Origin of the sequence: Streptomyces longisporus (assembly GCF_039532765.1) — a bacterium.
GTDB lineage: Bacteria > Actinomycetota > Actinomycetes > Streptomycetales > Streptomycetaceae > Streptomyces > Streptomyces longisporus.
The window spans coordinates 463709-488905 of the sequence record NZ_BAAASG010000012.1 but is presented as its reverse complement, the minus strand read 5'-3'; the positions used below and the strand labels follow the sequence as shown (position 1 = coordinate 488905).

The 25197-nt window shown below is 72.1% G+C and carries 15 protein-coding genes, 1 tRNA gene and 1 riboswitch; of the genes, 7 read left to right on the top strand and 9 right to left on the bottom strand.

Features of this window, described 5'->3' with window-relative positions:
- Positions 1 to 651: 651 nt before the first annotated feature.
- Complete coding sequence (locus ABD355_RS27965; RefSeq protein WP_344403454.1) at positions 652 to 1203, bottom strand: MarR family winged helix-turn-helix transcriptional regulator; 552 nt, start codon at positions 1201 to 1203, stop codon at positions 652 to 654.
- A 110-nt stretch (positions 1204 to 1313) separates the two neighbouring features.
- Between ABD355_RS27965 and ABD355_RS27960 the strand changes: the two genes are divergently transcribed.
- The gene (locus tag ABD355_RS27960; RefSeq protein WP_344403453.1) at positions 1314 to 2600 is read left to right on the top strand and encodes an MFS transporter; all 1287 of its coding nucleotides are present in this window, start codon (positions 1314 to 1316) and stop codon (positions 2598 to 2600) included.
- Positions 2601 to 2606: 6 nt separating this feature from the next.
- On the opposite strand, the gene ABD355_RS27955 is transcribed toward ABD355_RS27960, so the two are convergent.
- Complete coding sequence (locus ABD355_RS27955) at positions 2607 to 4259, bottom strand: ATP-binding SpoIIE family protein phosphatase (protein ID WP_344403452.1); 1653 nt, start codon at positions 4257 to 4259, stop codon at positions 2607 to 2609.
- Between the two features lie 224 nt (positions 4260 to 4483).
- Positions 4484 to 5863 (bottom strand): NAD(P)/FAD-dependent oxidoreductase, encoded by a 1380-nt coding sequence (locus ABD355_RS27950; protein ID WP_344403451.1) that lies wholly within the window; start codon positions 5861 to 5863, stop codon positions 4484 to 4486.
- Positions 5864 to 6249: 386 nt separating this feature from the next.
- On the opposite strand from ABD355_RS27950, the gene ABD355_RS27945 reads away from it, so the two are divergent.
- Together ABD355_RS27945 and ABD355_RS27940 are read left to right on the top strand one after the other, a co-directional pair.
- Positions 6250 to 7017 (top strand): TetR/AcrR family transcriptional regulator, encoded by a 768-nt coding sequence (locus ABD355_RS27945; protein ID WP_344403450.1) that lies wholly within the window; start codon positions 6250 to 6252, stop codon positions 7015 to 7017.
- A 351-nt stretch (positions 7018 to 7368) separates the two neighbouring features.
- On the top strand, positions 7369 to 9309 hold the full coding sequence (locus ABD355_RS27940) for a sigma-70 family RNA polymerase sigma factor (RefSeq protein WP_344403449.1): 1941 nt from the start codon (positions 7369 to 7371) through the stop codon (positions 9307 to 9309).
- On the opposite strand, the gene ABD355_RS27935 is transcribed toward ABD355_RS27940, so the two are convergent.
- A complete protein-coding gene (locus ABD355_RS27935; RefSeq protein WP_344403448.1) occupies positions 9296 to 12661 on the bottom strand; it encodes an AfsR/SARP family transcriptional regulator in 3366 nt (1121 codons plus the stop codon). The two genes, ABD355_RS27940 and ABD355_RS27935, sit on opposite strands and share 14 nt — an antisense overlap.
- Positions 12662 to 13475: 814 nt before the next feature.
- Complete coding sequence (locus tag ABD355_RS27930) at positions 13476 to 15575, bottom strand: asparagine synthase-related protein (protein WP_344403447.1); 2100 nt, start codon at positions 15573 to 15575, stop codon at positions 13476 to 13478.
- Between the two features lie 683 nt (positions 15576 to 16258).
- On the opposite strand from ABD355_RS27930, the gene ABD355_RS27925 reads away from it, so the two are divergent.
- The 4 genes from ABD355_RS27925 to ABD355_RS27910 all read left to right on the top strand — a co-directional run bounded on the left by ABD355_RS27925 (position 16259) and on the right by ABD355_RS27910 (position 21441).
- A complete protein-coding gene (locus ABD355_RS27925) occupies positions 16259 to 17683 on the top strand; it encodes an NsdA family TPR-like regulatory protein (RefSeq protein WP_344403446.1) in 1425 nt (474 codons plus the stop codon).
- An 82-nt stretch (positions 17684 to 17765) separates the two neighbouring features.
- On the top strand, positions 17766 to 18986 hold the full coding sequence (gene lhgO, locus ABD355_RS27920) for an L-2-hydroxyglutarate oxidase (protein WP_344403445.1): 1221 nt from the start codon (positions 17766 to 17768) through the stop codon (positions 18984 to 18986).
- A 216-nt stretch (positions 18987 to 19202) separates the two neighbouring features.
- Positions 19203 to 20051, top strand: coding sequence for a tRNA (guanosine(46)-N7)-methyltransferase TrmB (gene trmB, locus ABD355_RS27915; RefSeq protein WP_344403444.1), 849 nt, complete (start codon positions 19203 to 19205; stop codon positions 20049 to 20051).
- Between the two features lie 70 nt (positions 20052 to 20121).
- On the top strand, positions 20122 to 21441 hold the full coding sequence (locus ABD355_RS27910; protein ID WP_344403443.1) for a PrsW family intramembrane metalloprotease: 1320 nt from the start codon (positions 20122 to 20124) through the stop codon (positions 21439 to 21441).
- 12 nt (positions 21442 to 21453) lie between these two features.
- On the opposite strand, the gene ABD355_RS27905 is transcribed toward ABD355_RS27910, so the two are convergent.
- The 4 genes from ABD355_RS27905 to ABD355_RS27890 all read right to left on the bottom strand — a co-directional run bounded on the left by ABD355_RS27905 (position 21454) and on the right by ABD355_RS27890 (position 25126).
- A complete protein-coding gene (locus ABD355_RS27905) occupies positions 21454 to 22404 on the bottom strand; it encodes an aldo/keto reductase (protein WP_344403442.1) in 951 nt (316 codons plus the stop codon).
- Positions 22405 to 22512: 108 nt separating this feature from the next.
- Positions 22513 to 23529, bottom strand: coding sequence for a M23 family metallopeptidase (locus ABD355_RS27900; protein ID WP_344403441.1), 1017 nt, complete (start codon positions 23527 to 23529; stop codon positions 22513 to 22515).
- A 12-nt stretch (positions 23530 to 23541) separates the two neighbouring features.
- A riboswitch (cyclic di-AMP (ydaO/yuaA leader) is annotated at positions 23542 to 23698 on the bottom strand.
- 164 nt (positions 23699 to 23862) lie between these two features.
- Positions 23863 to 24945 carry a PP2C family protein-serine/threonine phosphatase gene (locus ABD355_RS27895; protein ID WP_344403439.1) on the bottom strand — a complete coding sequence of 361 codons (1083 nt, stop codon included), beginning with the start codon at positions 24943 to 24945 and terminating at the stop codon, positions 23863 to 23865.
- A 107-nt stretch (positions 24946 to 25052) separates the two neighbouring features.
- A tRNA-Met gene (locus tag ABD355_RS27890) sits at positions 25053 to 25126 on the bottom strand.
- Positions 25127 to 25197: the final 71 nt, after the last annotated feature.

Genomic DNA, 25197 nt, shown 5'->3' with positions numbered 1-25197 from the left:
GAATGTTTACCCGTGATCGGGTGACACATCACGAGAGCGGAACCGCCGGGCGGAATAAGCCCGAACGGTTCACAGCGTCCTCGCTGTGTTTACTTCAAAGGAACCTCGCCACCAGGAAAAGCTTCCCGGTGTCGGGGTATCAACATATCTGGCGTTGATTTTTGGCACGCTGTTGAGTTCTCAAGGAACGGACGCTTCCTTTGTACTCACCCTCTCGGGCTTTCCTCCGGGCGCTTCCCTTCGGTCTTGCGTTTCCGACTCTATCAGACCGTTTCCGGTCCCGATTTCCTCGGTGCTTTCCAGGTTCCCGCTTTCGCGTTTCCCTTTCCGGCGTTTCCGACTCTATCAGATCCTTTCGGGCCTGACTCCCAGTCAGAGGGGCTGTCCTCCCGGCCGTTGGGCCGTTCCGACGTCTCAAACCTTAGCGGATCCCTTCGGCAGTTCCTAATCGGGCTGCCGAGTCCGAATCGAATTGAATTCGGGCGCGCCGAAAGCAATCCCATTGGGAGATCGTTCTGATGGTTTGAGGGTGCCGCTCGTGCGGCGGAGGTGCTGTCGCAGAACCGTTACGGCTCTGTGGCAACCCGAAGAACTCTACGGATCTGGGAGAGGGCTGTCAAGCACCCTCTGTCAAGATCTTTTATGTGGGCCTCAGTCCAGGTCGCTGAGGCGCCCGCCCGCGTCCGGCTGGGCGTGTTCCACCCTGCGCAGGAGACGCGTGAGGACCTCTCCCAGAGTACTGCGCTCGTCGGGAGACAGGTCCTGGAGGAGGTCCTCCTCGAAGACCGTGGCGAGGCGCATCGCCTCGAGCCACTTCTCGCGGCCCTCCGCGGTCAGCTCCACGATCACCCGGACCCGGTTGGACTCGTCGCGCTCCCGGGTCACCAGACCTTCGGCGACCATGCGGTCGATCCGGTGGGTCATCGCGGCCGGCGTGAGACCCAGGCGCTTGGCGAGATCGCTCGGGCCCAGGCGGTAGGGGGCGCCGGAGAGGACGAGGGCCTTGAGGACCTCCCACTCGGCGTTGCTGATGCCGAGGGCGGAGGTCTGGCGGCCGTAGGCGACGTTCATGCGGCGGTTCAGGCGGGACAGGGCCGAGACGATCTTTTCGACCTGGGGGTCGAGGTCCCGGAACTCGCGCTGGTAGGCGGCGATCTGCTCTTCGAGTGTCGGTTCGCCGAGGGTGCCGGGGGTGTCGCCCATGGGCGAAGTATGGCACGGGCGTGCTTGGCGTTGAAGTTCTTCTGGGTGTACTGTTTAGCTTCGAAGTTTAGCTTCTAAGTCTTCACTCCTAACTACTGAGAGAGGTGAACGTGACCAGGGCGATGGGCGCAGCGATGCGCCGGATCCACGTGGGTAACGCACTCAGCGCGTTCGGGCTCGGCTTCACGGTCCCCTACCTGTACGTCTATGTGGCGCAGGTACGGGGCCTCGGAGCCATGACGGCGGGGCTGGTGCTCGCCGTCTTTGCTGTGGCCGCGCTGATCGTGCTGCCGTTCGCCGGACGCGCCATCGTCCGGCGCGGTCCCCGGCCGGTCCTGCTCGCCGCCTTGGTCACTGCCGCCGTGGGATCGCTGAGTCTGGGGCTGGCGAGCAGCAGCACCGCCGTGCTGTTGTCGGCGGCCGCGCTCGGGGCCGGGCAGGCCGTAATGCAGCCGGCGCTCGCGACGATGATCGTGGACTGCTCCACGGCGGACACGCGCTCGCGTGCGTTTGCGATGCAGTTCTTCCTGCAGAACCTGGGGCTGGGTGTCGGCGGGCTCATCGGCGGCCATCTCGTCGACTCTACGCGCGTCGACTCCTTCACGCTGCTGTTCTCGATCGAGGCTGCGGTGTTCCTGCTGCTCGCGGTCGTGATGGCCACCGTGCGGATGCCGCACTCCCCGCGTATCGAGGACGCGCCCGCGCAGTCCGCGAAGGGCAGCTGGAAGCAGCTGCTCGGCAACCGGGCCATGGTGCAGCTGTCCGTGCTCGGCTTTGTGCTGTTCTTCGCCTGCTACGGACAGTTCGAGTCGGGGCTGAGCGCATACGGCGTCGAGGCCGCGGGCATCTCGACGTCGGCGCTGGGGACGGCGCTCGCCGCCAACACCCTGATGATCGTCGTCGCGCAGTTCGCCGTGCTGAGGTTCGTCGAGCGCCGGCGCCGGTCCCGGGTGATCGCCGTTGTCGGGCTGATCTGGGCCGTGGCGTGGGTCATGGCCGGATACGCGGGGCTCGGGCACGGCAGCCAGGAGATGGCGACGGCCGCGTTCGTGTCGACGTATGCCTTGTTCGGGCTGGGCGAGGCGATGCTGTCGCCGACCGTCGCCCCGCTGGTGGCCGATCTCGCTCCGACGGGGATGGCGGGGCAGTACAACTCCGCCTTCGCCCTGGTGAAGCAGCTTGCGCTGGCGGTCGGGCCGGCGGTGGGCGGGCCACTGGGGGCCTCGCTGCCCGCGCCGTACATCGTGACGTTCCTGCTGTTCTCCCTGGGGATCACCTTCCTCGCGCTGCGGCTCGGTCGGCAGCTCACCGCCGTACAGGATCAGCCGTGGCTCGGGAAGAGCCGGGTGGTCGCCCGGGGTGGGGCCGCTGCGGAGCCGGTGGTCGCGGAGGCCTGAGCGGGGTCAGGTCGAGCCCTTGGGGAGGACGAACTCGCACCAGACCGCCTTGCCTCCGCCGGGTGTGCGCCGTGAGCCCCAGTTCGAGGCGATCGTCGCGACGATGGCGATGCCCCGGCCCGACTCGTCGCCGGGTTCCGCCCGGCGGCGGCGGGGCAGGTGGTCGTCGCCGTCGGTGACCTCGATGATCAGGCGGCGGTCGGTGCGGCGCAGGCGCAGGCGCATGGGTGGTGTGCCGTGCTGGAGGGAGTTGGCGACCAGTTCGCTGGCCGCGAGGACGCCGAGGTCGTGCAGGTCGATGGGGAAGCGCCAGCTCGTCAGGACGCCGGAGGCGAAGGCACGCGCGCGGGGGGCCGCTTCGATGCCGCCGAGGAGTTCCAGGGCCGCATTGCGGAAGAGGTCGCTGTCCGGGCCGGTGCGGGCCGGGTGCTGGAGGACCAGGACGGCCACGTCGTCGTCGTGGTCCGCCGTCACGCCCGCCGAGCGGACCAGGCGGTCGCAGACGACCTGTGGGGTGCCCGTGGCGCCGGACAGGGCCCGCTCCAGGGCCGCGATGCCCTCGTCGAGGTCCTCGTTCCTGCGTTCCACCAGGCCGTCCGTGTAGAGGACGGCGGTGGAGCCGGGGCCCAGGGGGACCGAGCCCGAGGCGTGCATCCAGCCGCCCGTGCCCAGGGGCGGGCCGGTCGGCTCGTCGGCGCGCAGGACGACTCCGCTCTCGTCGCGGACGAGGATCGGCAGGTGGCCGGCGGAGGCGTACACCAGTCGGCCCTCGTTCGGGTCGTGGATGGCGTAGACGCAGGTGGCGATCTGGTTGGCGTCGATCTCCGTGGCGAGGCCGTCGAGGAGCTGGAGGACCTCGTGCGGGGGGAGGTCGAGGCGGGCGTATGCGCGGACCGCGGTACGGAGCTGGCCCATGACGGCCGCGGCGCGTACGCCCCGTCCCATCACGTCGCCGATGACCAGGGCCGTGCGGCCGCCGCCGAGGGTGATGACGTCGTACCAGTCGCCGCCGACCGCCGCCTCGGTGCCGCCGGGCTGGTAGGTGGCGGCGATGCGCAGGTCGTCGGGTTCTTCGAGTTCCTGGGGCAGCAGCGAGCGCTGGAGGGTGACGGCTGTCTCGCGCTGCCGGCGCTCGCTGGCGCGGAGGCGTTCGGCGGCTTCGGCGTGGTCGGTGACGTCGGTGGCGAAGACCAGTACGCCCGCGTTCTCGCCTTCCGTCACGGGGGTGCAGGTGAAGGTGTAGGAGCGGCCGTCGGGGGCCTTGCGGGACTTGAGGGTGCGGGGCTTGCGGCTGCGCAGGACCTGGTCGAGGAGCGGGAGCAGGCCCAGTTCGTCGAGTTCGGGGAGGGATTCGCGGGTGGGCTCGCCGAGCGGCCGTACGCCGAAGGCCGTCACATAGGCGTCGTTGATGTAGGCGACGCGGTGGTCGGGGCCGTGGACGAGGGCGACGAGGGCCGGGACGCGGTCGAGGACCTCGCGGACGGGGAGCTCGTCGACGGCGGGTACGGGTGCGTGCTCGTCGGTGAGTTGTTCGGCGCGGGCCGCGGGCACGGGGTTCGGGGTCTCGGCCTGCCGGTCGGGGGCGGCCGTGTGATCGGTCCGCGCTGCGGCGCGGCGCTGCGTTCCGGGGAGCCGGGCGCTCCAGCGCGTGAAGTTCACGAATCCTTGCCTCGTGTCGTCGTCTTCGGCGTCTTCGGCCGGCTCCGGAACCGGCCGGAGAGCTGGGGGGTGACACCCCCGGGATGCAGCACGGTGGAGAGAGCCTCTTGGGTTCGAAGGGCGAGCATCTGCTCGCCCCGGGGGCGGGGATCAGTCTGGCAGTGTGGCCTACCGGGGCGACATCCGTGAGACGCCCGGTCGGTCGGTGGAGTTCCTCGGTCCGGTCAGGACGACCCCTTCGGGTCGTTCATCGGGTCGGTAGGAGGCTTTCCACCGGCCGCGAGTTCGAACTCCGCTCGGGGATGTTCGAGCGAACCCAGGGAGACGATCTCCCGCTTGAAGAGGCCCGAAAGGGTCCATTCGGCCAGGACACGGGCCTTGCGGTTGAAGGTGGGCACCCTGCTGAGGTGGTAGACGCGGTGCATGAACCAGGCAGGGTAGCCCTTCAACTTGCGCCCGTAGACGTGGGCGACGCCCTTGTGCAGACCCAGGGAGGCGACCGATCCGACGTACTTGTGGGAGTACGTCTCGAGGGGTTCGCCGCGCAGGGAGTGCGCGATGTTGTCGCCGAGGAGCTTGGCCTGGCGGACCGCGTGCTGGGCGTTGGGTGCGGTCTCCGTGCCGGGTTCGGCGGCGGTGACGTCGGGGACGGCGGCCGCGTCTCCTGCCGCCCACGCGTGCGTGGCGCCGTCGATCGTCAGCTGGGGGGTGCATTTCAGCCGACCGCGTTCGGTGCGGGGCAGGTCGGTGGCCGCGAGCAGCGGGCTGGGCTTCACACCGGCCGTCCAGACGACCGTACGGGTCGGGAAGCGGGCGCCGTCGCTGAGGACGGCGACACGGTCCGCGCAGGACTCCAGGCGGGTCCGCAGGCGTACGTCGATGTTGCGGCGGCGCAGTTCGGTGACCGTGTAGCGGCCCATCTCCTCGCCGACCTCGGGCAGGATGCGGTCCGAGGCCTCGACGAGGATCCACTTCATGTCCTCGGGCCGGACGTTGTGGTAGTAGCGGGCGGCGTAGCGGGCCATGTCCTCCAGTTCGCCGAGCGCCTCGACCCCGGCGAAGCCCCCGCCGACGAAGACGAAGGTGAGGGCCGCGTCGCGGATCGCGGGGTCGCGGGTGGAGGAGGCGATGTCCATCTGCTCGATGACGTGGTTGCGCAGGCCGATGGCCTCCTCGACCGACTTGAAACCGATGCCGTGGTCGGCGAGGCCAGGGATGGGCAGTGTGCGCGAGATCGAACCTGGGGCGAGGACCAGTTCGTCGTACGTCATGTGCTCGGGTCCCGCTCCCTCCTCCTCCGTGGCGAGGGTGGTGAGGGTCGCGGTGCGTTTGGCGTGGTCGATGGACTGGACCTCGCCGACGACGACATGGCACTGGTCCAGGACGCGGCGCAGCGGTACGACGACATGCCGGGGGGAAATGGCACCGGCGGCCGCTTCCGGAAGGAATGGCTGATAGGTCATGTAAGGGTCGGGAGTGACGACTGTGATCTCGGCCTCGCCCCGCCTGAGTTCCCGCTTCAGCTTCTGCTGGAGGCGCAGGGCCGTGTACATCCCGACGTAGCCGCCGCCGACAACGAGAATGCGCGCACGTTCCTTCACCATCCCATGACGCACCCAGCGCTTGAGTTTGTCCACAGCCCCGACAATTTGTGTGACGCGGGGCCGGGGACGCCCAGGGTTGGCCGAATTGCCCGACTGCCCGACTGCATTGCAGGTCAGCGGGTGTGCGCCGGATGACCTTGGGGGGCGCAATCGGGACGTATGCGACCCGTACTCCGATCGGGGGGCGCTCTGTGCGGAACCTGCCCCTTCTGAATTGACTCCCTCTCAACTATGTTCGTGTCTCGACGGGGTGTAGGGGGATGCACTCATCGGTCGTCGAGTCCGCGACGGGCGGGCCGGTGAACCGGGCTTGTTCCCACGCTCCGGCAACCAATGAATGGCGGGGAGAGTCTCCGGGGGGAGACGTCATTACCGGGGGAACGCTTATGCATGTTCAGGACTCTCATTGGTCGTCCGCGTCTGCACTGACAACGGGCGGCATGGTGAGCGCGGCGACGGGCAACGGACGCGGGGACGCCTCGCGCACGACACCGCTGCGCGTGGATGCACAGCGCAATCTGGAGCACGTACTGCGCGCGGCGCGCGAGGTCTTCGGCGAGCTGGGGTACGGCGCGCCGATGGAGGACGTGGCGCGGCGGGCTCGGGTGGGTGTGGGGACCGTGTACCGGCGGTTCCCGAGCAAGGACGTCCTGGTGCGGCGGATAGCCGAGGAGGAGACCTCCCGGCTGACCGACCAGGCCCGGGCGGCGCTCGGTCAGGAGGACGAGCCGTGGTCGGCGCTCTCGCGCTTCCTGCGGACCTCGGTGGCCTCGGGTGCCGGGCGGCTGCTGCCGCCGCAGGTGCTGCGGGTCTCGGTCGCCGACGAGGGGTCCGAGGGGACGGTCTTCGACGAGGCCCGGGTGCCGCAGCAGCGGACCCAGCCGGGTTCCGGGGAGCTGCGGCTCGTTCCCGAAGGGGCCCCCAGGCTCTCGGCGGAGGACGACACGGGTGCAGGGGCGCTGCTCGAGGTCGTGGGCCAGCTCGTGGAGCGGGCGCGCGCGGCGGGTGAGCTGCGGGCCGACGTGTCGGTCTCGGACGTACTGCTGGTCATTGCGACGGCGGCACCCTCGCTGCCGGACGCGGCCCAGCAGGCGGCCGCTTCGGCACGGCTGCTCGACATCCTGCTGGAGGGGCTGCGGTCACGGCCGGCCTGAGGCGACGGGGGTCCGCGGGGACGGGTCGTGTCAGCGTCTCCGGTGGCCCGTAACTCGAACGGTCCGTAACTCGAAGGGGTGACGGTGGGGCGTGGGCACCGCACAGCCCGCGCGCCCGGCGTGAGCCCGGAATGAGCGGGACATTTCCGGCATGCCACTCAACTGCCGCTCAACTTCCGCCTGTCGGGCGTCGATTGAGCCTTCCCCGAATGAGTGACGGCTAGTACTACGGCACGACAAGTCCCCACGGACGGGTGGATGGTCCGCTCTGATGGGTCCTGAACAAAAGCCAATATGGCACTCTGACCCGGTGTTCGGGACTGGTTGGGCAGGCGTCGGGGGCTTTCCGCGATGAGCGTTGACGGGCGGGACGAGCCCCTGGGTGACGGTGACCCGGAGGCCGGTGGTTCGCCGCAGGTGCCGAGTCAGGGCGGGCCGGGCGGACGGGCGGGTGTCCCGCGCGGCGCCGGTCGCCCGGAGACCGTCATCCCGCCGCAGGGCGGCGAGCCGGTCGAGCCCGTCGAGGGCAGTGTCCCGGCGCAGCGCGACCGACGGGAGGACGGCGTCCTGCCGCCGCCCAGGGACCAGCCGCCCTCCGACGCCGATCTGATCGGGCGGATGCGCTCGGGCGACGACACCGCGTACGAGGAGCTGTACCGGCGCCACGCGGACGCGGTGCGCCGCTACGCCCGCACCTGCTGCCGCGACGCGCACACCGCGGACGACCTCACCGCAGAGGTCTTCGCCCGCATGCTCCAGGCGGTACGCGGCGGCCACGGCCCCGAACACGCCGTACGCGCGTATCTGCTCACCACCATTCGGCGGGTGGCCGCGAACTGGACGAAGTCCGCGAAGCGTGAGCAACTGGTCGACGACTTCGCGGTGTTCGCGGCGCAGGCCGCACGCTCCTCCGAGGTGTCCGACGACGACACTCTCGACCTCGGCGCCGATGTGCGCGCGATGCACGAGGCCGAGCAGTCCATGGCCATGCAGGCCTTCCGGTCGCTGCCGGAGCGCTGGCAGGCCGTGCTGTGGCACACCGAGGTCGAGGACGAGTCGCCGAGCGAGGTCGCCACGCTCTTCGGTCTCGACGCCAACGGCACCCGGGTGCTCGCCAGCCGCGCCCGCGAGGGCCTCAAGCAGGCCTATCTCCAGGCCCACGTCAGTGCCACGCTCGCCGGCGACGAGGAGTGCGCCCGCTACGCCGACCGGCTCGGCGCCTACGCCCGCGGCGGACTGCGCACGCGTGCCGAGCGGGGGCTGCGCAAGCACCTGGAGGAGTGCGCCAAGTGCCGGCTGGCCGCGGGCCAGATCAAGGAAGTCGCCGGTGGTATCCCGGGCGTCGTGCCGGTCGCGGTCATCGGCTGGTTCGGTGCCGCCGGGTACGCCAAGGTGGCCGCGCTCGTGGCGGGCGGCACCGGGGCCGGTGCGGCGGGGGTCGCGGGTGCGGCCGCCGCGGCGAGCGGCGGCTCCTCCAGCGGGGCGGGCGCCGGTGGCGCGGCGGCCTCCGAGGGGCTGGGGGCGCCCGCGAAGATCGGCCTCGCCGCCGGTGTCCTGGCCGCCGCGGGTGTGGCGGTGGCCCTCGCGCTGTCCGGGAGCGACACCCCGGTCAGGAAGCCGGACGCGAAGCCACCCGCCTCCGCGCCGGCCGTCCGGCGTGAGTCGCCCAAGCCGACGCCGCCGAAGAAGAAGCCCGAGCCGAAGCCGCCGGTGATCGTGCCCGCGGCGGCTCTCGCGCCGACTCAGGCCCCGGCTCCCCGCCCGAAGGCCAAGCCGACCCCCACTCCCGCCCCGAAGCCGAAACCGAAGCCGGCCCCCAAGCCCACGCCCACCCCCACCCCGACCCCACCCCCGGTTCCGGCCGTCTACCAGTGGAGCGGGCTCTCGTACGACCTCGGCGGCGACGGCACCAAGCCCGAGATGCGGATCGGCGAGAGCAGCTGGGTGTGGCAGCGGTACGGCATGGCGATCGCCGGCAAGCAGTACCCGCACGGCGTGACGGTGCACGGCGAGTCCTCCGTCACCGTCGACCTCAACCGCACCTGCTCCGCCTATGACGCCGTGGTCGGCGTCGACGACATGACCCTGGGGCTCGGCAAGGTCTACTTCTCCGTCTACGCCGACGGCGTCCGGCTGTGGCAGTCCGGGCTGATCCAGGCGGGCTATCAGGCGGTCCCGGTCCATGTGAACCTCGCCGGGCACCGGACCGTACGGCTGGTCGTACAGCCGCAGAGCAGCTTCGACACCCTGACGCTCGCGGACTGGGCCGAGTCGAGGTTCACCTGCTCTTAGGGCGGTACGGCTGCGGTTCGGGCTCCGGGAGCTGCTCGGCAGGGTGCTTGTGAACGGCCTCGCCGAGTTCGGCCAGGAGGTCGTCGGCGGTGAACGCGGCGCCCCGGGCGCACTCGGCCTCGTACTCCTCGGCGCACAGCGCGGCGCGGGCGGCGGCCTCGGCCCGCTCGGCCCCGGCGCGCTCCGGCATGGTGCGCGGCTGGCCGCCGCGCAGGTGCTTCGCGGCGGCCAGCAGGCGGACCGCCCGCGTATGGTCTCCCAGGTCGGACAGCAGGACGGCCGTGCTGTCCACCAGGGCCGCCGTGACCACGTCGGCGCAGCGCCGCTCCACCGCCTCGCGGACGGTGTCGGCCAGCTTCGGCAGTCCGTGCGCCGGGCCCGACTCGGCGACCGTCACCAGGGCGTCGATCGCGTTCAGCATCACCGTGAACTGGGGCGGAGGCGTGCCTCGCCCGATCTCCGCGCGAGCCGCCTCGTGCAGCGCACGAGCCTGGGCGGTGTGCTTCTCGTCCAGCGCGAGCTGGGCGCGCAACAGGAGCACGAACGCCCTCGAATCCGGTACGCCGTATCGGTCGGCGGCGGCCGTCGCCTCCTCCAGCCCGCTGAGCGCGGCCGCACGGTCGCCCGCCCGGTAGGCGATCTCGGCGAGCCGGGCCAGCAGGAACGGTGTCTCGGCGTACGCGCCCACCTCGTAGGCGAGCCGCAGTGCCTCCTCGTACTCGCCCCGGGCCTCCTCCAGGCGGCTTCGGGCCATCGCCGCCTCGCCTGCGGCGCTGCACACCTGGGCCCGCATCCAGCGGTCGCCGACGCGCCGGCTCAGCGCCCTGAGCTCCGCGAGGTCCTCGTCCACGCCCTCCATGCCGCCCGGTGAGTCGACGGCCGTGTGCGTACGGAACATCAGCGCGACGCCGACCGCCCAGTCGTCGCCGTGGGCACGGCAGTTGGCGACGCAGGCGTCCAGGGCGGCGCGGACGTCCTGCGGGCTGTCCAGGACGAAGGTGGTGAACGGCCAGACCAGGCCCGGCATACGGGCCGCCTCCGGGCCGCCCCGCTCGAAGAACTCCCGCAGCCGGCCGACGTACTGACGCAGCCGGTCGTCCAGCAGCGCGTCCATCGGCTGGGTGTCCGACTTCATGAAGAGGTGCAGCATCCGGAGGTTCATGCGGAGGGTGTGGCGGGGGTGGTGCGCCTCGGCGTCGGGGGCGGAGAGGTAGGCGTCCATGGGGTCCAAGGCGGGGGCCTGCGAGGAGGCGGGGGCGGTGTTGTCCAGAGCGACGCCCAGGCGGAGGACCTGGTCCAGCCAGGACTCGGCCTCGTGCCGGTAGTTGCGCAGCCACCAGAACCAGCCCATGGACAGGGCGAGGGCGCCGGCCTCCGGCTCGGCGCCCTCGGTGAGGGTACGGTGCAGGGCGGCGCGGATGTTGTCCAGCTCGGTCTCCAGACGGGAGATCCACGGGAGTTGACCGGCGGAACGCAGGAGGGGGTCGGCCTCCTCGACGAGCGCGCGCACCCAGGCGCTGTGCCGGCGCTCGGCCGCGGCGCGCAGTTCGGGGGCCTCGGCGGCGCGCTCCGCGGCGTACTCGTGGATGGTCTCCAGCATGCGGTAGCGCATGCCGCCGGAGCCGGTCCCCTCATAGGACGTCTCGGCCGGGGTGGCCACGATCAGGGACTTGTCGACGAGCGCCCCGACGAGATCGGTAGCGGGGCCGGTGCACACCGTCTCCGCCGCCGCGAGGTCCCAGCCGCCGGCGAACACGGAGACCTCGCACAGCACCGTGCGCTCCCGCTCGTCGAGCAGTTCCCAGGACCAGTCGACGACCGCGCGCAGGGTCTGCTGGCGGGGCAGGACCGTACGGCTTCCGGAGGTGAGAAGGCGGAAGCGGTCGTCGAGGCGGTCGGCGATCTGGCGGGGGGTGAGCAGCCGGAGCCGGGCCGCGGCCAGTTCGATGGCGAGCGGCAGGCCGTCCAGGCGGCGGCAGATCTCCTCCACCGCCTCGCGGTCGCGGAGCACGGCGGCCGCGTCGGGACGGACGGCGGAGGCGCGCTCCTCGAAGAGGCGGTGCGCCTGGTCGAGGACGAGGGGTTCGACCGGGCGCACGGACTCGCCGGGGACGCCCAGGGGTTCACGGCTGGTGGCGAGGATCGTGAGCCCCGGGCAGCGGGTGAGCAGCGTCTCGGCGAGGGCTGCCGCTGCTTCTATGACATGTTCGCAGTTGTCAAGGATCAGGAGTTGGCTGCGCGGGGCGCAGTACTCGACGAGCAGGGCGAGCGGGTCGTCCTGCGGGGCCGTCAGCTCGGTCGCCATCAGGACGGTCTCGCGCAGACCGAGCGCGCTGACCACCGCGCCGGGCACCGCCTCCGGGCGGTCCAGCGGTGCCAGTTCGACCAGCCAGGCCTGGGGGAGGCCGGCGGCGGCCTCCTCGGCGAGGCGGGTCTTTCCGGAGCCGCCCGGACCCGTGAGGGTGACGAGCCTTGCCCTGTGCAATTCGGAACGGATGGCGTCGAGTTCTGGTTCCCGGCCCACGAAAGAGGTAAGGCGGGGACGGATGTTGCCGGTGCGGGTGGGGGGTTCGGGTTGGGGGGCGGCGGGGGTGGGGGGGGGGGTGCGGGCGGGTTGCGGTGTTGTCGTCGGGGTCGCCGGGGTGAGCAGTTCCGTGTGCAGGGCACGTAGTTGGGGGCCGGGGTCGGTGCCCAGGCCTTCGGCGAGGGCTCGGCGGGCGGTCTCGTATGCGGCGAGGGCGTCGGCCGTACGGCCCGTGTCCCGCAGGGCGCGGATGAGGAGGGCATGCAGCGGTTCGTCGTACGGGTGCGCGGCGGTCAGTTCCTTCAGGTGGGGTACGGCGGCGTGGGCGCGGCCGAGGTGCAGGTCCGCGTCGATGCGGGCCCTTGTCGCCTCGCGGTGCAGCGCCTCGGGGCGGGTGGCGGCGAGGCGGTCCGGGAGGTCGGCGAGGGCAGGGCCGCGGTACAGGGCGAGGGCCTGGTCCAGGGTGTGTGCGGCGGTGTGCGGGTCGCCGTGGTCGAGGGCGGCGGTGCCCTGGCGCACCAGTCGCTCGAAGACGAACAGATCCACGTCGTCCCGGGTCGCCTCGAGGCGGTAGCCGCCGGGGGCGGAGGTGATGCTCTGTCTGCCCAGGGTGCGGCGGAGGCGGGCGACGAGGGCCTGGAGGGCGGCGGGGGCGTCCTGGGGCGGGGTGTCCGACCAGACCTCGTCGATGAGGGTGTCGGGGGTGGTGACTCGGCCTGGGCGCAGGGCCAGGGCGGTGAGGAGGGTGCGGAGGCGTTGGCCGGGGATGGGTAGGGCGGTGCCGTGGTCGTCCTCTGCCTGGGTGACGCCCAGGATTCTGTACCGCACCAGGTCATTGTCGCCGGGAGGTGGGAGTGGGGCACGTGGTTTGTGGAGGCCGGGGTCGCGCGGGCCGCTATGGGTGCCGGGCACCGGGTGTTTTTACGCCCCCGCCGCCCCTACCCGTCCCGTCCCCAGGGGCTCCGCCCCTTCGACCCCACCAGGGGCTCCGCCCCTGCACTGCGTCCCCTGCACCCCTCAGAGACCAGCCCCCGCATCCCCGGGGCTGCGCCCTTGCCCCCACTCCGGAGGCCCGCCCCCGAACCCCGGCGGGCACTGCGTCCCCTGCACCCCTCAGAGACCAGCCCTCGCATCCCCGGGGGCGCGCCCATGCCCCCACTCCGGAAGCCCGCCCCCGAACCCCGGCGGGCACTGCGTCCCCTGCACCCCTCACGGACCAGCCCTCGCATCCCCGGGGCTGCGCCCATGCCCCCACTCCGGAGGCCCGCCCCCGAACCCCGGCGGGCACTGCGTCCCCTGCACCCCTCAGAGACCAGCCCTCGCATCCCCGGGGCTGCGCCCTTGCCCCCACTCCGGAGGCCCGCCCCCCCCCGAGCCCGCGGCCCTGTTCCCCAGGGCCCTTCGCGGGGCTCCGCCGCTGCACCCCGTTCGGGGCTCCGGGGCCGGGGCCCTTCGCGGGGCTCCGCCCCCGCACCCCGTTCGGGGCTCCGGGGCGGGGCCCTTCCAGGGGCTCAGACCCTGCACCCAGTTCGGGGCTCCGCCCCGGACCCCGTTCGGTCCGAACGGCCTCGTCCTGAAACGCCGGACGGGCTGAAAAACGTGGGCCGGCGCCCAGAAGGGGTGCCGCGGCGCGGGCTCAGGCTCACGCCACCCCCGCTCCCCCGCCAGAAGCCAGCGCCCCCCTCCGGGGTGTGATCCCCGCCGGTACCGCTCGCTGGCGGGCCGGAGTGCCTGTCCAGCAGGTTCCTCGGCGGGAGAGGAGGCGGCGCAGCCAGAGTTCCAGGGAGACCAGGTCCGCCAGGCCGTCCAGGGGGAGGGGCTCGCCCGCTGCCGCTGCGCGGAGGGCCTTGCGGACGACTCGGGCCTCCACCAGCCCCGCCTCCGCCAGCAAGGGGGTGCCGAAGAGGGCCATCAGGGAGTCCGCGGCCACCCTCAGCCCGGTGCGGGCCGCCACCGCCGCCGAGGCGTGGGAAGGGGCGCCCCAGCCGGGCGGGAGGTCGCTCACGCCGGCGCCTTCCAGGACCGTACGGAGGATCTCGGCACGCGCGCCAGGCTGCACGCGCAGCGCCTCGGGCAGAGCGCGGCAGGCGCGGACCACCTGGTTGTCGAGGAACGGCGCGTGCAGGCGTTGGGAGCGGATCTCGGCTGCCTGTTCCAGGATGCGCAGGTCGGCGGCGTGCCGGGCCAGGGCCGCGCGTGCGCGGTAGTCGCCCGGGCGTTGGGCCGGGCCCACGCCCGCGCGGCCCGTCGACGCCTGCAGGCGAACCGATACTTCAGCGAGGGCCTCGCCGGTCAGCCAGCGCGCCGCCGGGCCGGGTCTCGCCCAGGTGAGGGCGGCGAGGGACGCGCCGACAGCGCCACCCGGCTCGTCGAAGCGGCGTTGCAGGAGGCGTTCGGCGAGGAGTTCGAGGCCCGCACGGTACGGAGTCCTCGCCAGCTTCCGGGCCGCGCCGTACACGCGCGCGGGGACCATCACCGAGCCGTCGGCCTTGGCGAGCGCCGCGACGGGGCGGACCAGGTGACGGCGTTTGCGGTCCATCAGGAGGTCGGCCAGACGGGCCGGGTGCGCGTCCAGCACCTGGCGGGCGCCGTAGCCCGTGAAGTGGTCCGCGCTGCCGGAGGCGAGGCGGGTGCGGTGGCGGGCCGCCGTCACCAGGGACTGCCCCGGTTCGTCCGTCAGGGGGCCGTCGAGCTCGGCGTACGGAAGGGCCTCCTCGCCCCCGGTCACCACCACGTGGTGCAGGCGGGGGTTGGCGGCCAGCGATCCCGCGCGCTCCAGTTCCGCCTCGCGGCCGCCGACCGCCAGGTCGTTGAAGGTGACCGCCAGCAGCCGTTCGCCCGCGCCGGTGCCGTGGCCCAGGACCGTGCCCGGCATGCCCGGCAGACCGGCTGCCAGCAGGGCGAGCGTCCCCGACGCCGGGCCGCCGGAGAGGTCCGCGCCGATGCCCGCCACCGGCATCCCGCGCGCGGCGCGGCGCTCCGCAGGCCCCATGCCGGGGACGGGACCCGGGTCTATGTCGGCTCCGGGGACGTGTCTCGGCGCCGCCAGGCGCGCGCGTACCGCCTCCACCAGCGCGTCGCGCACCGCGTCGACCGCGCTGTCCGGGTCCGCCGAGGGCGCCGCCACCGCGAGCGAGGCGACCGGCTCGTAGCCGGCGATCTCACGCGCACCCGCGCGCAGGATCAGCGCATGCCCCGGCGGAATGCGCCGCACGCCGTCGTAGGGCGTGGAGTCGTGCAGCGCGGCCGGTACGTCCGGGGCGGCGAGGAGCGCGGCGAGGTGGCCGAAGTCGAGGTTGGCCTCGATGAGGTCGGCGAGGGGGAGCGCGGCGGTGGCGTAGGCCGTACCGCCCGCCCACGGGGTGTAGAAGACGGGCCGGGCGCCCGCCAGGTCGCCGCAGACGGTGACCCGGCGGCCCACCTGGACGATGGCGGTGTAGCTGCCCGGCCACGCGGTCAGATGGCGCAGCGCGCCTCCGCGTGCCGCGAAGAGACCGACCCTCAGCTGCTCGTCGGACGCCCCGCACGTCCCCAGGACCGCGATCCGGGTCTGCGCGTCGGCCTTGACCACTCGCACCTCGTCGGGCCGCCAGTCGCCGACGGCCCACAGCGGATCCGGGTCGCCCCACAGGAGTTGGGAGCCCACCGGGTGCACGGTCTCGCCGTCCTGTCCGGTGGCCCCCGCGGAACCGATCTCCGAAGCCCCCGCGGCGGTGCTGCTCCATCCCACCAACCACCGCATGGACGCCTCCACAGGCTGTGGACAACCAGTGCACCGTACGAACTGGTTCACCATGCTGCCATGAAGGGCGCACGCCGGAGGCGTGGTGGAGCCGCTTACGATCCCCGGACGACGCTTCGGCACTCAAGGGCCCGCAGGTCCGAACACCCGTACCCGGTACGGCGTCTGCGACGCGAATGCGCCCCCGGAATGCTCCCCGAAAACGCCCTTCGCGCCCTCAAGTTCCGTGGTGGGAGCGGAAATTACCCGGGAAGCGCGGGGGCGATTTTCAGCCAAATCGGTGATGGCGGGCGAGCCTTGGACACGCTCCGTACATGCTCTGAGCATCGCATCGCCCGCGCGCAGCCCGGGAGACGGAGTTCGCCCCCCGGGCCCGTCCGCCGCCCGCGGGGATGAAGGCGGCGGTGTCCCCCAGCCCGCTGGATCCAGTACAGCGGGCCGACCCACGCACCGCCCATGGAAGCGCTCCCGGCATGGCCGGAGAAGAGCGCACGGACGGGCGCACGGCCACACAGCCGGAGCATGGCGCAACTGCGCGTATCGGACCCGTACTTCAGTGCGGACCACAATCCCGCCATCCGGAACAATGCCTCTTAACGCTTGGGATGCGGCGAACTACGCTGGGTTTACGAATGCCGCGTGGTTATGCCAGCGCGGCAGCCGTCTGTGTCGAGGGGTGGCGCATGTCCAGGGAGCAACGCGGGCCGAACGAAAAGCTCGGCGCCGTTCTCGCCCTCGCGGGAATCAGCAACGCAGGACTCGCGCGTCGCGTCAACGATCTTGGCGCTCAACGCGGGTTGACTCTTCGCTACGACAAGACCTCGGTGGCGCGCTGGGTGTCGAAGGGCATGGTGCCGCAGGGTGCCGCGCCGCACCTCATCGCCGCCGCGATAGGGCAGAAGCTCGGCCGTCCGGTGCCGCTCCACGAGATCGGCCTGGCGGACGCGGATCCCGCACCCGAGGTGGGCCTCGCCTTCCCCAGGGACGTAGGACAGGCGGTGCGGTCGGCGACGGAGCTCTACCGTCTCGACCTCGCCGGGCGCCGGGCCGGCTCCGGCGGCATCTGGCAGTCGCTGGCCGGATCGTTCGCGGTAAGCGCATACGCAACGCCCGCCTCACGGTGGCTGATAACACCGGCCGACAGTTCGGTCGCGCGCGAGGCGAACTCCGCCGACGGCTCGGGCGCACCGCTCAAAGTCGGCCACAGCGACGTGCAGAAGCTGCGGGAGGCCGCCGAGGACGCCCGGCGCTGGGACTCCAAGTACGGCGGAGGCGACTGGCGTTCGTCGATGGTGCCCGAGTGCCTGCGGGTGGAGGCGGCTCCGCTGCTGCTCGGGGCGTACTCGGACGAGGTCGGGCGGGCACTGTTCGGGGCGAGCGCCGAACTGACCCGGCTCGCGGGCTGGATGGCCTTCGACACCGGTCAGCAGGAGGCCGCGCAGCGGTACTACATCCAGGCGCTGCGGCTGGCCCGGGCCGCCGCCGACGTGCCCCTCGGGGGGTATGTGCTGGCGTCCATGTCGCTGCAGGCGACCTACCGCGGCTTCGGCGACGAGGGCGTCGATCTCGCGCAGGCCGCCCTCGAGCGCAACCGGGGGCTGGCGACCGCCCGCACCATGAGCTTCTTCCGACTCGTCGAGGCACGGGCGCACGCGCGCGCGGGTGACGCGCAGGCGGCGGGCGGGGCGCTGCGGGCCGCCGAAGGGTGGCTGGAGCGGGCCCGTGACGGTGACAATGACCCGTCATGGCTGGGTTTCTACTCGTACGACCGTTTTGCTGCGGATGCGGCGGAGTGCTACCGCGATCTGAAGGCGCCGCGTCAGGTGCGGCGGTTCACCGAGCAGGCGTTGTCGCAGCCGACGGAGGAGTTCGTGCGGTCGCACGGGCTGCGGCTGGTCGTCTCGGCGGTGGCCGAGCTGGAGTCGGGCAATCTCGATGCGGCGTGTGAGCAGGGGGTCAGGGCGGTGGAGGTGGCCGGGCGGATCTCGTCCGCGCGGACCACGGAGTATGTGAAGGATCTTCTGCACCGGCTGGAGCCGTACGGTGACGAGCCCCGGGTGGTGGAGTTGCGGGAGCGGGCCCGGCCCTTGCTGATGGCCCCCGCCTGAGCCGGGGCAGGTGCGGGAAGACCTCTTTCCGCCCACGTTTGAAGTGGTTGTCAGTGGCGCAGTGCACTATCGGTAGCGGGAGGTGGTGCAGGTGCGGCCGGGGATCGCTTACGACTGTGATGTGCTGGTGGTGGGGGGTGGCATCGTCGGGCTGTCCACGGCGTTCGCGATCACGCGGATCGCGCCGGGGACGCGGGTGACCGTGCTGGAGAAGGAGCCGGGGCCGGCCCGGCACCAGACGGGGCGCAACAGCGGGGTGATCCACAGCGGGATCTACTACCGTCCGGGGTCCCTGAAGGCGCGGTACGCGGTGCGGGGCGCCGCCGAGATGGTGAAGTTCTGCGCGGAGTACGGGATCGCGCATGCCGTCACCGGCAAGCTGATCGTCGCGACCGAGAAGGACGAGCTGCCGCGGCTGCACGCCCTGGTGCAGCGCGGCCGGGAGAACGGGATTCCGGTACGGGAGCTGAGCGGCCCCCAGATCGCGGAGTACGAGCCGGAGGTGCGCGGGCTCGCCGCCATACACGTCGGGACGACCGGGATATGCGACTTCGTGGGGGTCGCCCGGCAGCTGGCCGAGGCATCCGGGGCGGAGATCCGGTACGGGGCGCGGGTCGAGCGGATCGACCGGCGGCCGGAGCTCGGGGTGGCCGTGCGGACGACGAGCGGTGACGTCGTCCGGGGGCGCGTGCTGGTGAACTGCGCCGGGCTGTACTGCGACGAGGTGGCCTGGCTGACCGGGGACGACCCCGAGATGCGGATCGTGCCGTTCCGGGGCGAGTACTACGAGCTGGCCCGCCCCGACCTGGTGCGCGGGCTGGTGTATCCGGTGCCGGATCCGGCGTTCCCGTTCCTCGGCGTGCACCTCACGCGCGGGATCGACGGGGGTGTGCACATCGGGCCGAACGCGGTGCCGGCGCTGGCGCGGGAAGGGTACGACTGGGGCGTCGTACGGCCGCGGGAGGTGGCGCGGACACTGGCCTGGCCGGGGGCGTGGCGGATGGCCGGGCGGCACTGGCGGTACGGGGCCGGTGAGCTGGCGCGGTCGGTGTCCAAGGGGGCGTTCACCACGGCCGTGCGGCGGCTGCTGCCGGCGGTGACCGCGGATGATCTGGTGCCGACTGCGGCGGGGGTGCGGGCGCAGGCGGTGTTGCGGGACGGCGGGCTGGTGGACGACTTCCTGATCAAGGAGGGGGCTCGGGCTGTGCATGTGCTGAATGCGCCCTCGCCTGCGGCGACCGCTTCGCTGCCGATCGGGCGGGAGGTGGCTGGGCGGGCGCTCGCCATGCTGGGATCGGTGTGACGCCGCCGGGGGCGGGCCGGGTTTGCTCGCCCCGCCGCCCCTACCCGTCCCGTACCTGGGGGCTGCCGCCCCCAGACCCCCGCTTCGGCCCTTAAGAGGCCTCGTCCTCAAACGCCGGACGGGCTGGATGTGCCGACCGGCGCTGGGAGACGGCACCCGGGCTGGGGTGGCCGCCGGGGCTGAGGGCCGCCCCCAGCCCGTAAAATCGACCCCACTGTGTCTGACTCCCTCAACACCCCCGAAGCCCCCCGCCCCGGCGAGCATGTGCCGCACATCCCCGGAGTGTCCGTCCGGCATACCCGGGCCAAGGGGGAGCCCCGGTTTCCGGACGGGCCGAAGGCTGATCCTGCCGGGTCGCACTTCGAGCGGCGGATCCGGAGCTTTCAGCCACGGCGGAGCCGGGTGACCGCCGGGCAGGCGGATGCGCTGCAGCGGCTGTGGCCCAAGTGGGGGCTGGACGTCGACGGGCAGCGGACCCTCGATCTCGGCGAGCTGTTCGGGAACGGCAATCCCGTCGTGCTGGAGATCGGGTTCGGGATGGGTGAGGCCACCGCGCAGATGGCCGCAGCGGACCCGGACACCAACATCCTCGCCGTGGACGTGCACACCCCGGGGCAGGGCAATCTGCTCAACCTCGCCGACCACGACGGGCTGTCCAATGTCCGCGTGGCCAACGGGGACGCGATCATCCTGCTGCGCGAGATGCTCACCCCGGATTCGCTGGACGGGCTGCGGGTCTACTTCCCCGACCCGTGGCCGAAGAAGCGCCATCACAAGCGGCGGCTGATCCAGCCGGAGTTCCTCGACCTCGCCGCGGCCCGCATCAGGCCCGGCGGCATCGTGCACTGTGCGACCGACTGGGAGCCGTACGCCGAACAGATGCTCGAAGTCCTGACGGCGCATCCGGAGTTCGAGAACACGCAGCCAGAGGGCGGTTTCGCGCCCCGTCCCGACTTCCGGCCGCTGACCCGTTTCGAGGGTCAGGGACTGGACAAGGGACATGTCGTGAATGACCTGCTCTTCCGTCGCGTACAGCACCACAACCAGCCCCCCACCGGCGCCTGAAGCCCCACGGCCCTGCGGGTCATCCGAAGTACCGTCGCGGGCGGCGCCCTCCCTCGTTAGGGTCAATGCCGTGGCCACCTTTCCCCCGTACCCGACGCATCCGCCACACCCCGGCGTCCCGGCCGGCGGTGCGCTCGGGCACGCTCACTGGTGGCAGCGCAGAGCGGTGCGGTACGGCGCGCTCATCACTCTGCTCGCCCTCTCCGGGCTCGTCATCCTCGCCCTGGTGCGCGAACAGACAGGCACCGAGGGGTTCCTGGTAGGGCTCGGGCTGGCCGTACTGCCCGTGCCGCTGCTCATGGCGGCGTTCCGCTGGCTGGACCGCGTCGCGCCCGGGCCCTGGCGCAATCTGCTGTTCGCCTTCGCCTGGGGGGCCTGTGCGGCGGCGCTGATAGCGATCGTCGCCAACAGCTTCGCCACGAAGTGGATAGCGACGGCGACCGCCGACCCGTCGAGCGCGGACACCCTCGGCGCGACCGTCATAGCGCCCATAGTCGAGGAGTCCTCGAAGGCGGCGGCCGTGTTGCTCGTCTTCCTGTTCCGCAGACGGGACTTCACCGGGATCGTCGACGGGGTGGTGATAGCCGGGGTCACCGCCACCGGCTTCGCTTTCACCGAGAACATCCTCTACCTGGGCACCGCCTTCGGCACCGACCAGCTCACCGGCGACCGCGGTATCGCCTCCGTCACCGCGGCGACGTTCTTCGTGCGCATCATCATGTCCCCGTTCGCCCACCCGCTGTTCACCGTCCTCACCGGCATCGGCTTCGGCATCGCCGCGCTCTCCGCGGAACGCCAGCACCTGCGGCGCGTCCTCGTCCCGCTCTGCGGCCTGCTGCTCGCGATGAGCATGCACGCGATCTGGAACGGCTCCTCGAACTTCGGCGAGTACGGCTTCTTCGCCGTGTACGCGGCCTTCATGGTCCCCGCGTTCGGCCTGCTGACCTGGCTGGTGATCTGGACCCGCCAGCGCGAGCTGCGCACCGTGCGCGAGGAACTGCCCGCATACGCCGTCGCGGGCTGGCTCACCCCCGCCGAGCCCTACGCCCTCGGTTCGATGCGGGCCCGCCGACTGGCCCGCGAACACGCCGCCCGGCACCTCGGCAAGCCCGCCGCACGCGAGGTCGCCCAGTACGAGGCGTACGCGACCTCCCTGGCCTTCCTGCGGCACCGGGGGCGCCGTGGCCGCGCCGGCGCCGACTTCGTCGTCAGGGAACGGGAGTTGCTGCACGAGCTGTGGCGCCGCCGCGAGGTGGCGCGCCCGGCGCTGGACCACGCGGCACGGATGACGGCGCCCCCGGTGCCGGTGGCGGCGCCGCCCTGGCCGGTGTACGGGGCGTACGGGTACCCGGCGGTGCCGAATCCCGCGTACAACCCGTACCGGTCGTAGAGCCCGAGCAGGTCAGGCAGACGCTTCCGTCAGGCGGGCGACCTCGGCCTCGGTGAGCGCCAGTTCGCCCACCGCCAGCAGCGCCGGGAGCTGCTCCACCGTCCGCGCGGACGCGATCGGGGCGGCGACCGTCGGCTGGGCGGCGAGCCAGGCCAGGGCGACCGTGGCGACCGCGGCGTCATGGGCCTGGGCGATCTCGTCGAGGGCGGTCAGGACCCGCCGGCCGCGCTCGCTCTCCAGGTACTTGGCGGCACCGCCGGCCCGCGGGCTGTCGACGGTCGTGCCGGGCCGGTACTTGCCGGTGAGGAAGCCGGCGGCGAGGGAGAAGTACGGGACGGCGGCCAGGCCGTAGCGGGCCGCCAGGTCCTGCAGCTCGCCCTCGTAGGTGTCGCGGGAGACCAGGTTGTAGTGGGGCTGCAGGGCCACGTACTTGGCCAGGCCCTCGCGGTCGGAGAACTCCAGGGACGCGCGCAGCCGGTCGGCGGAGATGTTGGACGCGGCGATGTGCCGGACCTTGCCCTCCTTCACCAGCTCGTCGAGCGCTCCGATGATCTCCTCGACCGGCACCTCGGGCTTGTCGAAGTGGGTGTAGTAGAGGTCGATGTAGTCGGTGTCGAGGCGGCGCAGCGAGGCCTCTGCGGCGGCCTTGATGTTGGCGGCGGACAGGCCCTGGAAGTCGGGGTGCTGGCTGACCTTGGTCGCGATGACCACGTCGTCGCGGTTGCCGCGGGCCCTGACCCACTTGCCGATGATCGTCTCGGACTCGCCGCCGTGGTTGCCCTCGACCCAGGCCGAGTAGGCGTCGGCGGTGTCGACGAAGTTGCCGCCTGCGGCCGCATAGGCGTCGAGCACGGCGAAGGAGGTGGCCTCGTCGGCGGTCCAGCCGAAGACGTTGCCGCCCAGGGAGAGCGGGAAGACCTCGAGGCCGGAGGAGCCGAGCTTGCGCAGAGAAGGAGAAGTCATGCTCTACGTCAACGCCCGCCCCGAAGGCCGGTCTTCCGCGGCGGGCGCAAAGATCCCGTAAACAAGCGGATTACGGCACTCCGGGTACGGACGGAGAACGTACGGGTCTCAGGGGTTGAGGCCCTTGCTGCGCAGCCACGGCATCGGGTCGATGCCCGTGGCCTGGCCGTCGGGGTGGACCTCCAGGTGCAGATGCGGGCCGGTCACGTTGCCGGTGGCGCCGATGCGGCCGATGACGTCACCCGTGCTGACCTTCTGGCCGACGCTGACGCTGATCGACGACTGGTGGCAGAACCAGAGCTGCGTACCGTCGTCGAGGGTGAGGATCGTGCGGTAGCCGTACGCCCCCGCCCAACCGGCCTCCGTGATGGTGCCGGAGTGGATGGCCTTGATGAGGGTGCCCGTGGGGGCGGCGAAGTCGAGGCCCGTGTGGTAGCCGGAGGACCACATGGAGCCGGACTGACCGAAGGTGCCGGTGATCGTGTAGGAGACGACCGGCAGCGTGTACTGCTTGGCCAGCTCGGCGAGCTTCGCGTCCTCGGCGGCCTTCTTGACCGCCGCCTCCGCCTTCTCCTTCGCGGCGGCGGCCTTGGCCGCGGCGTCCTTCTCGGCCTTGGCGGCGGCTTCGTCGATCTGCTGCGCGAGGGCCGCCTCGCCGGCTGCCTGGCTCTTGCTGTCGATCTGGACCTGCTGCGACGCGGCCTGCGCCATGATCCGGTCGCGCAGCGCCTCACCGGCGCCCTGCGCGGTGCCCGCGGAGGTGGTGGCGACGTCGCTGAGCGCGGTCGCGGAGCCCTTGGGGGCGTCGGAGCCACCGCCGAACACATGGCTCACGGAGGCGAGATCGGGCATGGAGATCGACACCGGCGGCTTGCCGGTGTTGGCGCTGGCCATGCCGCCCGCGCCGACGGCGGCTATGACGCCGACGCCGAGGACGGTGGAGCTGCGGGCGAGTCCCCCGCCGCGCTGCTTGGCGACGCGGTGCCGGCCGCGGACCGGGGCGAGGGAGTCCTCGGTGGGATTCCACTCCTCCCAGGGGCCCTCGTCGGTGCGTCGGCCGGCGAAGCCGAAGGGTTCGGTGCTCGGCACGAACGGGGCTGCCGGGGCAGGCGGGTTGGACGCCACGTGGGCGTGCTCCTTTCCTTCCTTCTCGCCTACCGGGTTAGCTGACGGGTTCGGAGCAGGAAGGTCTCCTACGCGCGTATACCTGCCGTGCTGCCACGGCGGTGTCGGCGCGATTCACCCCAGGGTGGTGGTTCCCCGGTTCCCTTGCGGGATTCGGCGCGTGCGCACGGAGCCGCCTCTTGTGACGGCTGGGACGACCGCGCTGCGTTATCGAACGTTAATAGACCCGGGGTGTCGTTTCCAAGGTGTTCTGCTTGATCATTAACCTTTCTGACCTGGACAGACGGCGCATGAACGGCGAAAAACGGGCGAGTTGACCGCGCCTCAGAAACCTCAGGGCCGTCGTACGGCGAGCAGCGCCATGTCGTCCGCCATGGCCTCGCCGGCGTATCTGCGCACCTCCCGCGCGAGGGTGGCGAGCAGCGCGGCGGGCTCGTGGAAGACCCGGCCGGCGAGCCGGTCCGCGGGTTCGAAGAACCGCCCGTGCTCGTCCCGTGCCTCGGACAGCCCGTCGGTGTACAGCAGCAGCGTGGCCCCGCTGCGGAACGCGATCTCCTCCGCGCGGTCGGGCCGGCCCCCGAAGTCACCCATGCCGAGCGGCAGGGCGGGCTCGCGGGCGTCCAGGGTGTGCACGGTGCCGTCCGGGCACAGCAGCAGCGGGGGCGGGTGGCCGCGAGTGACGATGCGGACGACGCCCTCGCCGTGCGGAAGTTCGGCGAGCACGGCGGTGGTGAACCCCTCGAACAACTCGATGCCCGCGCGCCGCGCCGCCTCCCGCTCCAGCGCCCGCTCCAGCCGCTGCGCGACCGCCTCCAGCGTGGCCTCCTGCTCGGCGGCCTCCCGGAACGCCCCGATGACGACGGCGACGGCGGCCACCGCCCCCATCCCCTTTCCGCGCACGTCGCCGACGACCAGCCGTACGCCGTGCGGGGTGTCCTGCACGGCGTACAGGTCCCCGCCGATGGAGGCATCGGCCTGCGCGGCCTCGTACCGTGCCGCGATCGCGAACGCCCCGATCCGTTCGGCGGGTTCGGGCAGCACCGCGCGCTGGACGGCCTCGGCGATCTCGCGCTGCGAGGCGAGTTCCTCGCGGCTGCGGCGGACGAGGAGGTTGATGAGGACGGCCAGGACGGAGACCGTCGCGATGGTGGCCAGCTCGGTGATCGCCTCCACCTGGAGGAGGATGCCCACCTGCGCATGGATCGCGGTGACGACCAGGACGGTCGCGAGGCCGGTGAGGAGCGTGCCGCGGCGCGAGTAGAGCGGGGCGGCGACCAGGGGGGCGGCGGTGAAGATGGGGCCTGCCGTGAACCGCGAAGGCGTGAGGTAGTCGTAGAAGGTCCCGCCGACGATCAGCAGCGCCGGGAGCAGCCGCACGAAGGTGCGTGCGTATGAGATCGGCCCCTCCTGCTCCACCCCTCCAGGTTTCCCGGTACGGCGGCACGGGGCGAGCCGGATGACCCGACCGGGGGAAACACTCAGGGCCGGAGTCCAGTGACTGGACTCCGGCCCTGAGCCTTGAGTAGCGGGGACAGGATTTGAACCTGCGACCTCTGGGTTATGAGCCCAGCGAGCTACCGAGCTGCTCCACCCCGCGTCGTTGTGTCACCAGCATACGCCATCCGCGGGGCTGTCTGCGCCAGGGTTTGGGTCCGCCCTCTTTCACCT

Bases quoted from the DNA above. Each gene is read 5' to 3' on its own strand.
- ABD355_RS27925 (WP_344403446.1), top strand. From the start codon at position 16,259: ATGTCCAGGGAGCAACGCGGGCCGAACGAAAAGCTCGGCGCCGTTCTC.
- ABD355_RS27930 (WP_344403447.1), bottom strand. From the start codon at position 15,575: ATGCGGTGGTTGGTGGGATGGAGCAGCACCGCCGCGGGGGCTTCGGAG.
- ABD355_RS27940 (WP_344403449.1), top strand. From the start codon at position 7,369: ATGAGCGTTGACGGGCGGGACGAGCCCCTGGGTGACGGTGACCCGGAG.
- ABD355_RS27950 (WP_344403451.1), bottom strand. From the start codon at position 5,863: ATGGTGAAGGAACGTGCGCGCATTCTCGTTGTCGGCGGCGGCTACGTC.
- ABD355_RS27965 (WP_344403454.1), bottom strand. From the start codon at position 1,203: ATGGGCGACACCCCCGGCACCCTCGGCGAACCGACACTCGAAGAGCAG.
- ABD355_RS27945 (WP_344403450.1), top strand. From the start codon at position 6,250: ATGCATGTTCAGGACTCTCATTGGTCGTCCGCGTCTGCACTGACAACG.
- ABD355_RS27905 (WP_344403442.1), bottom strand. From the start codon at position 22,404: ATGACTTCTCCTTCTCTGCGCAAGCTCGGCTCCTCCGGCCTCGAGGTC.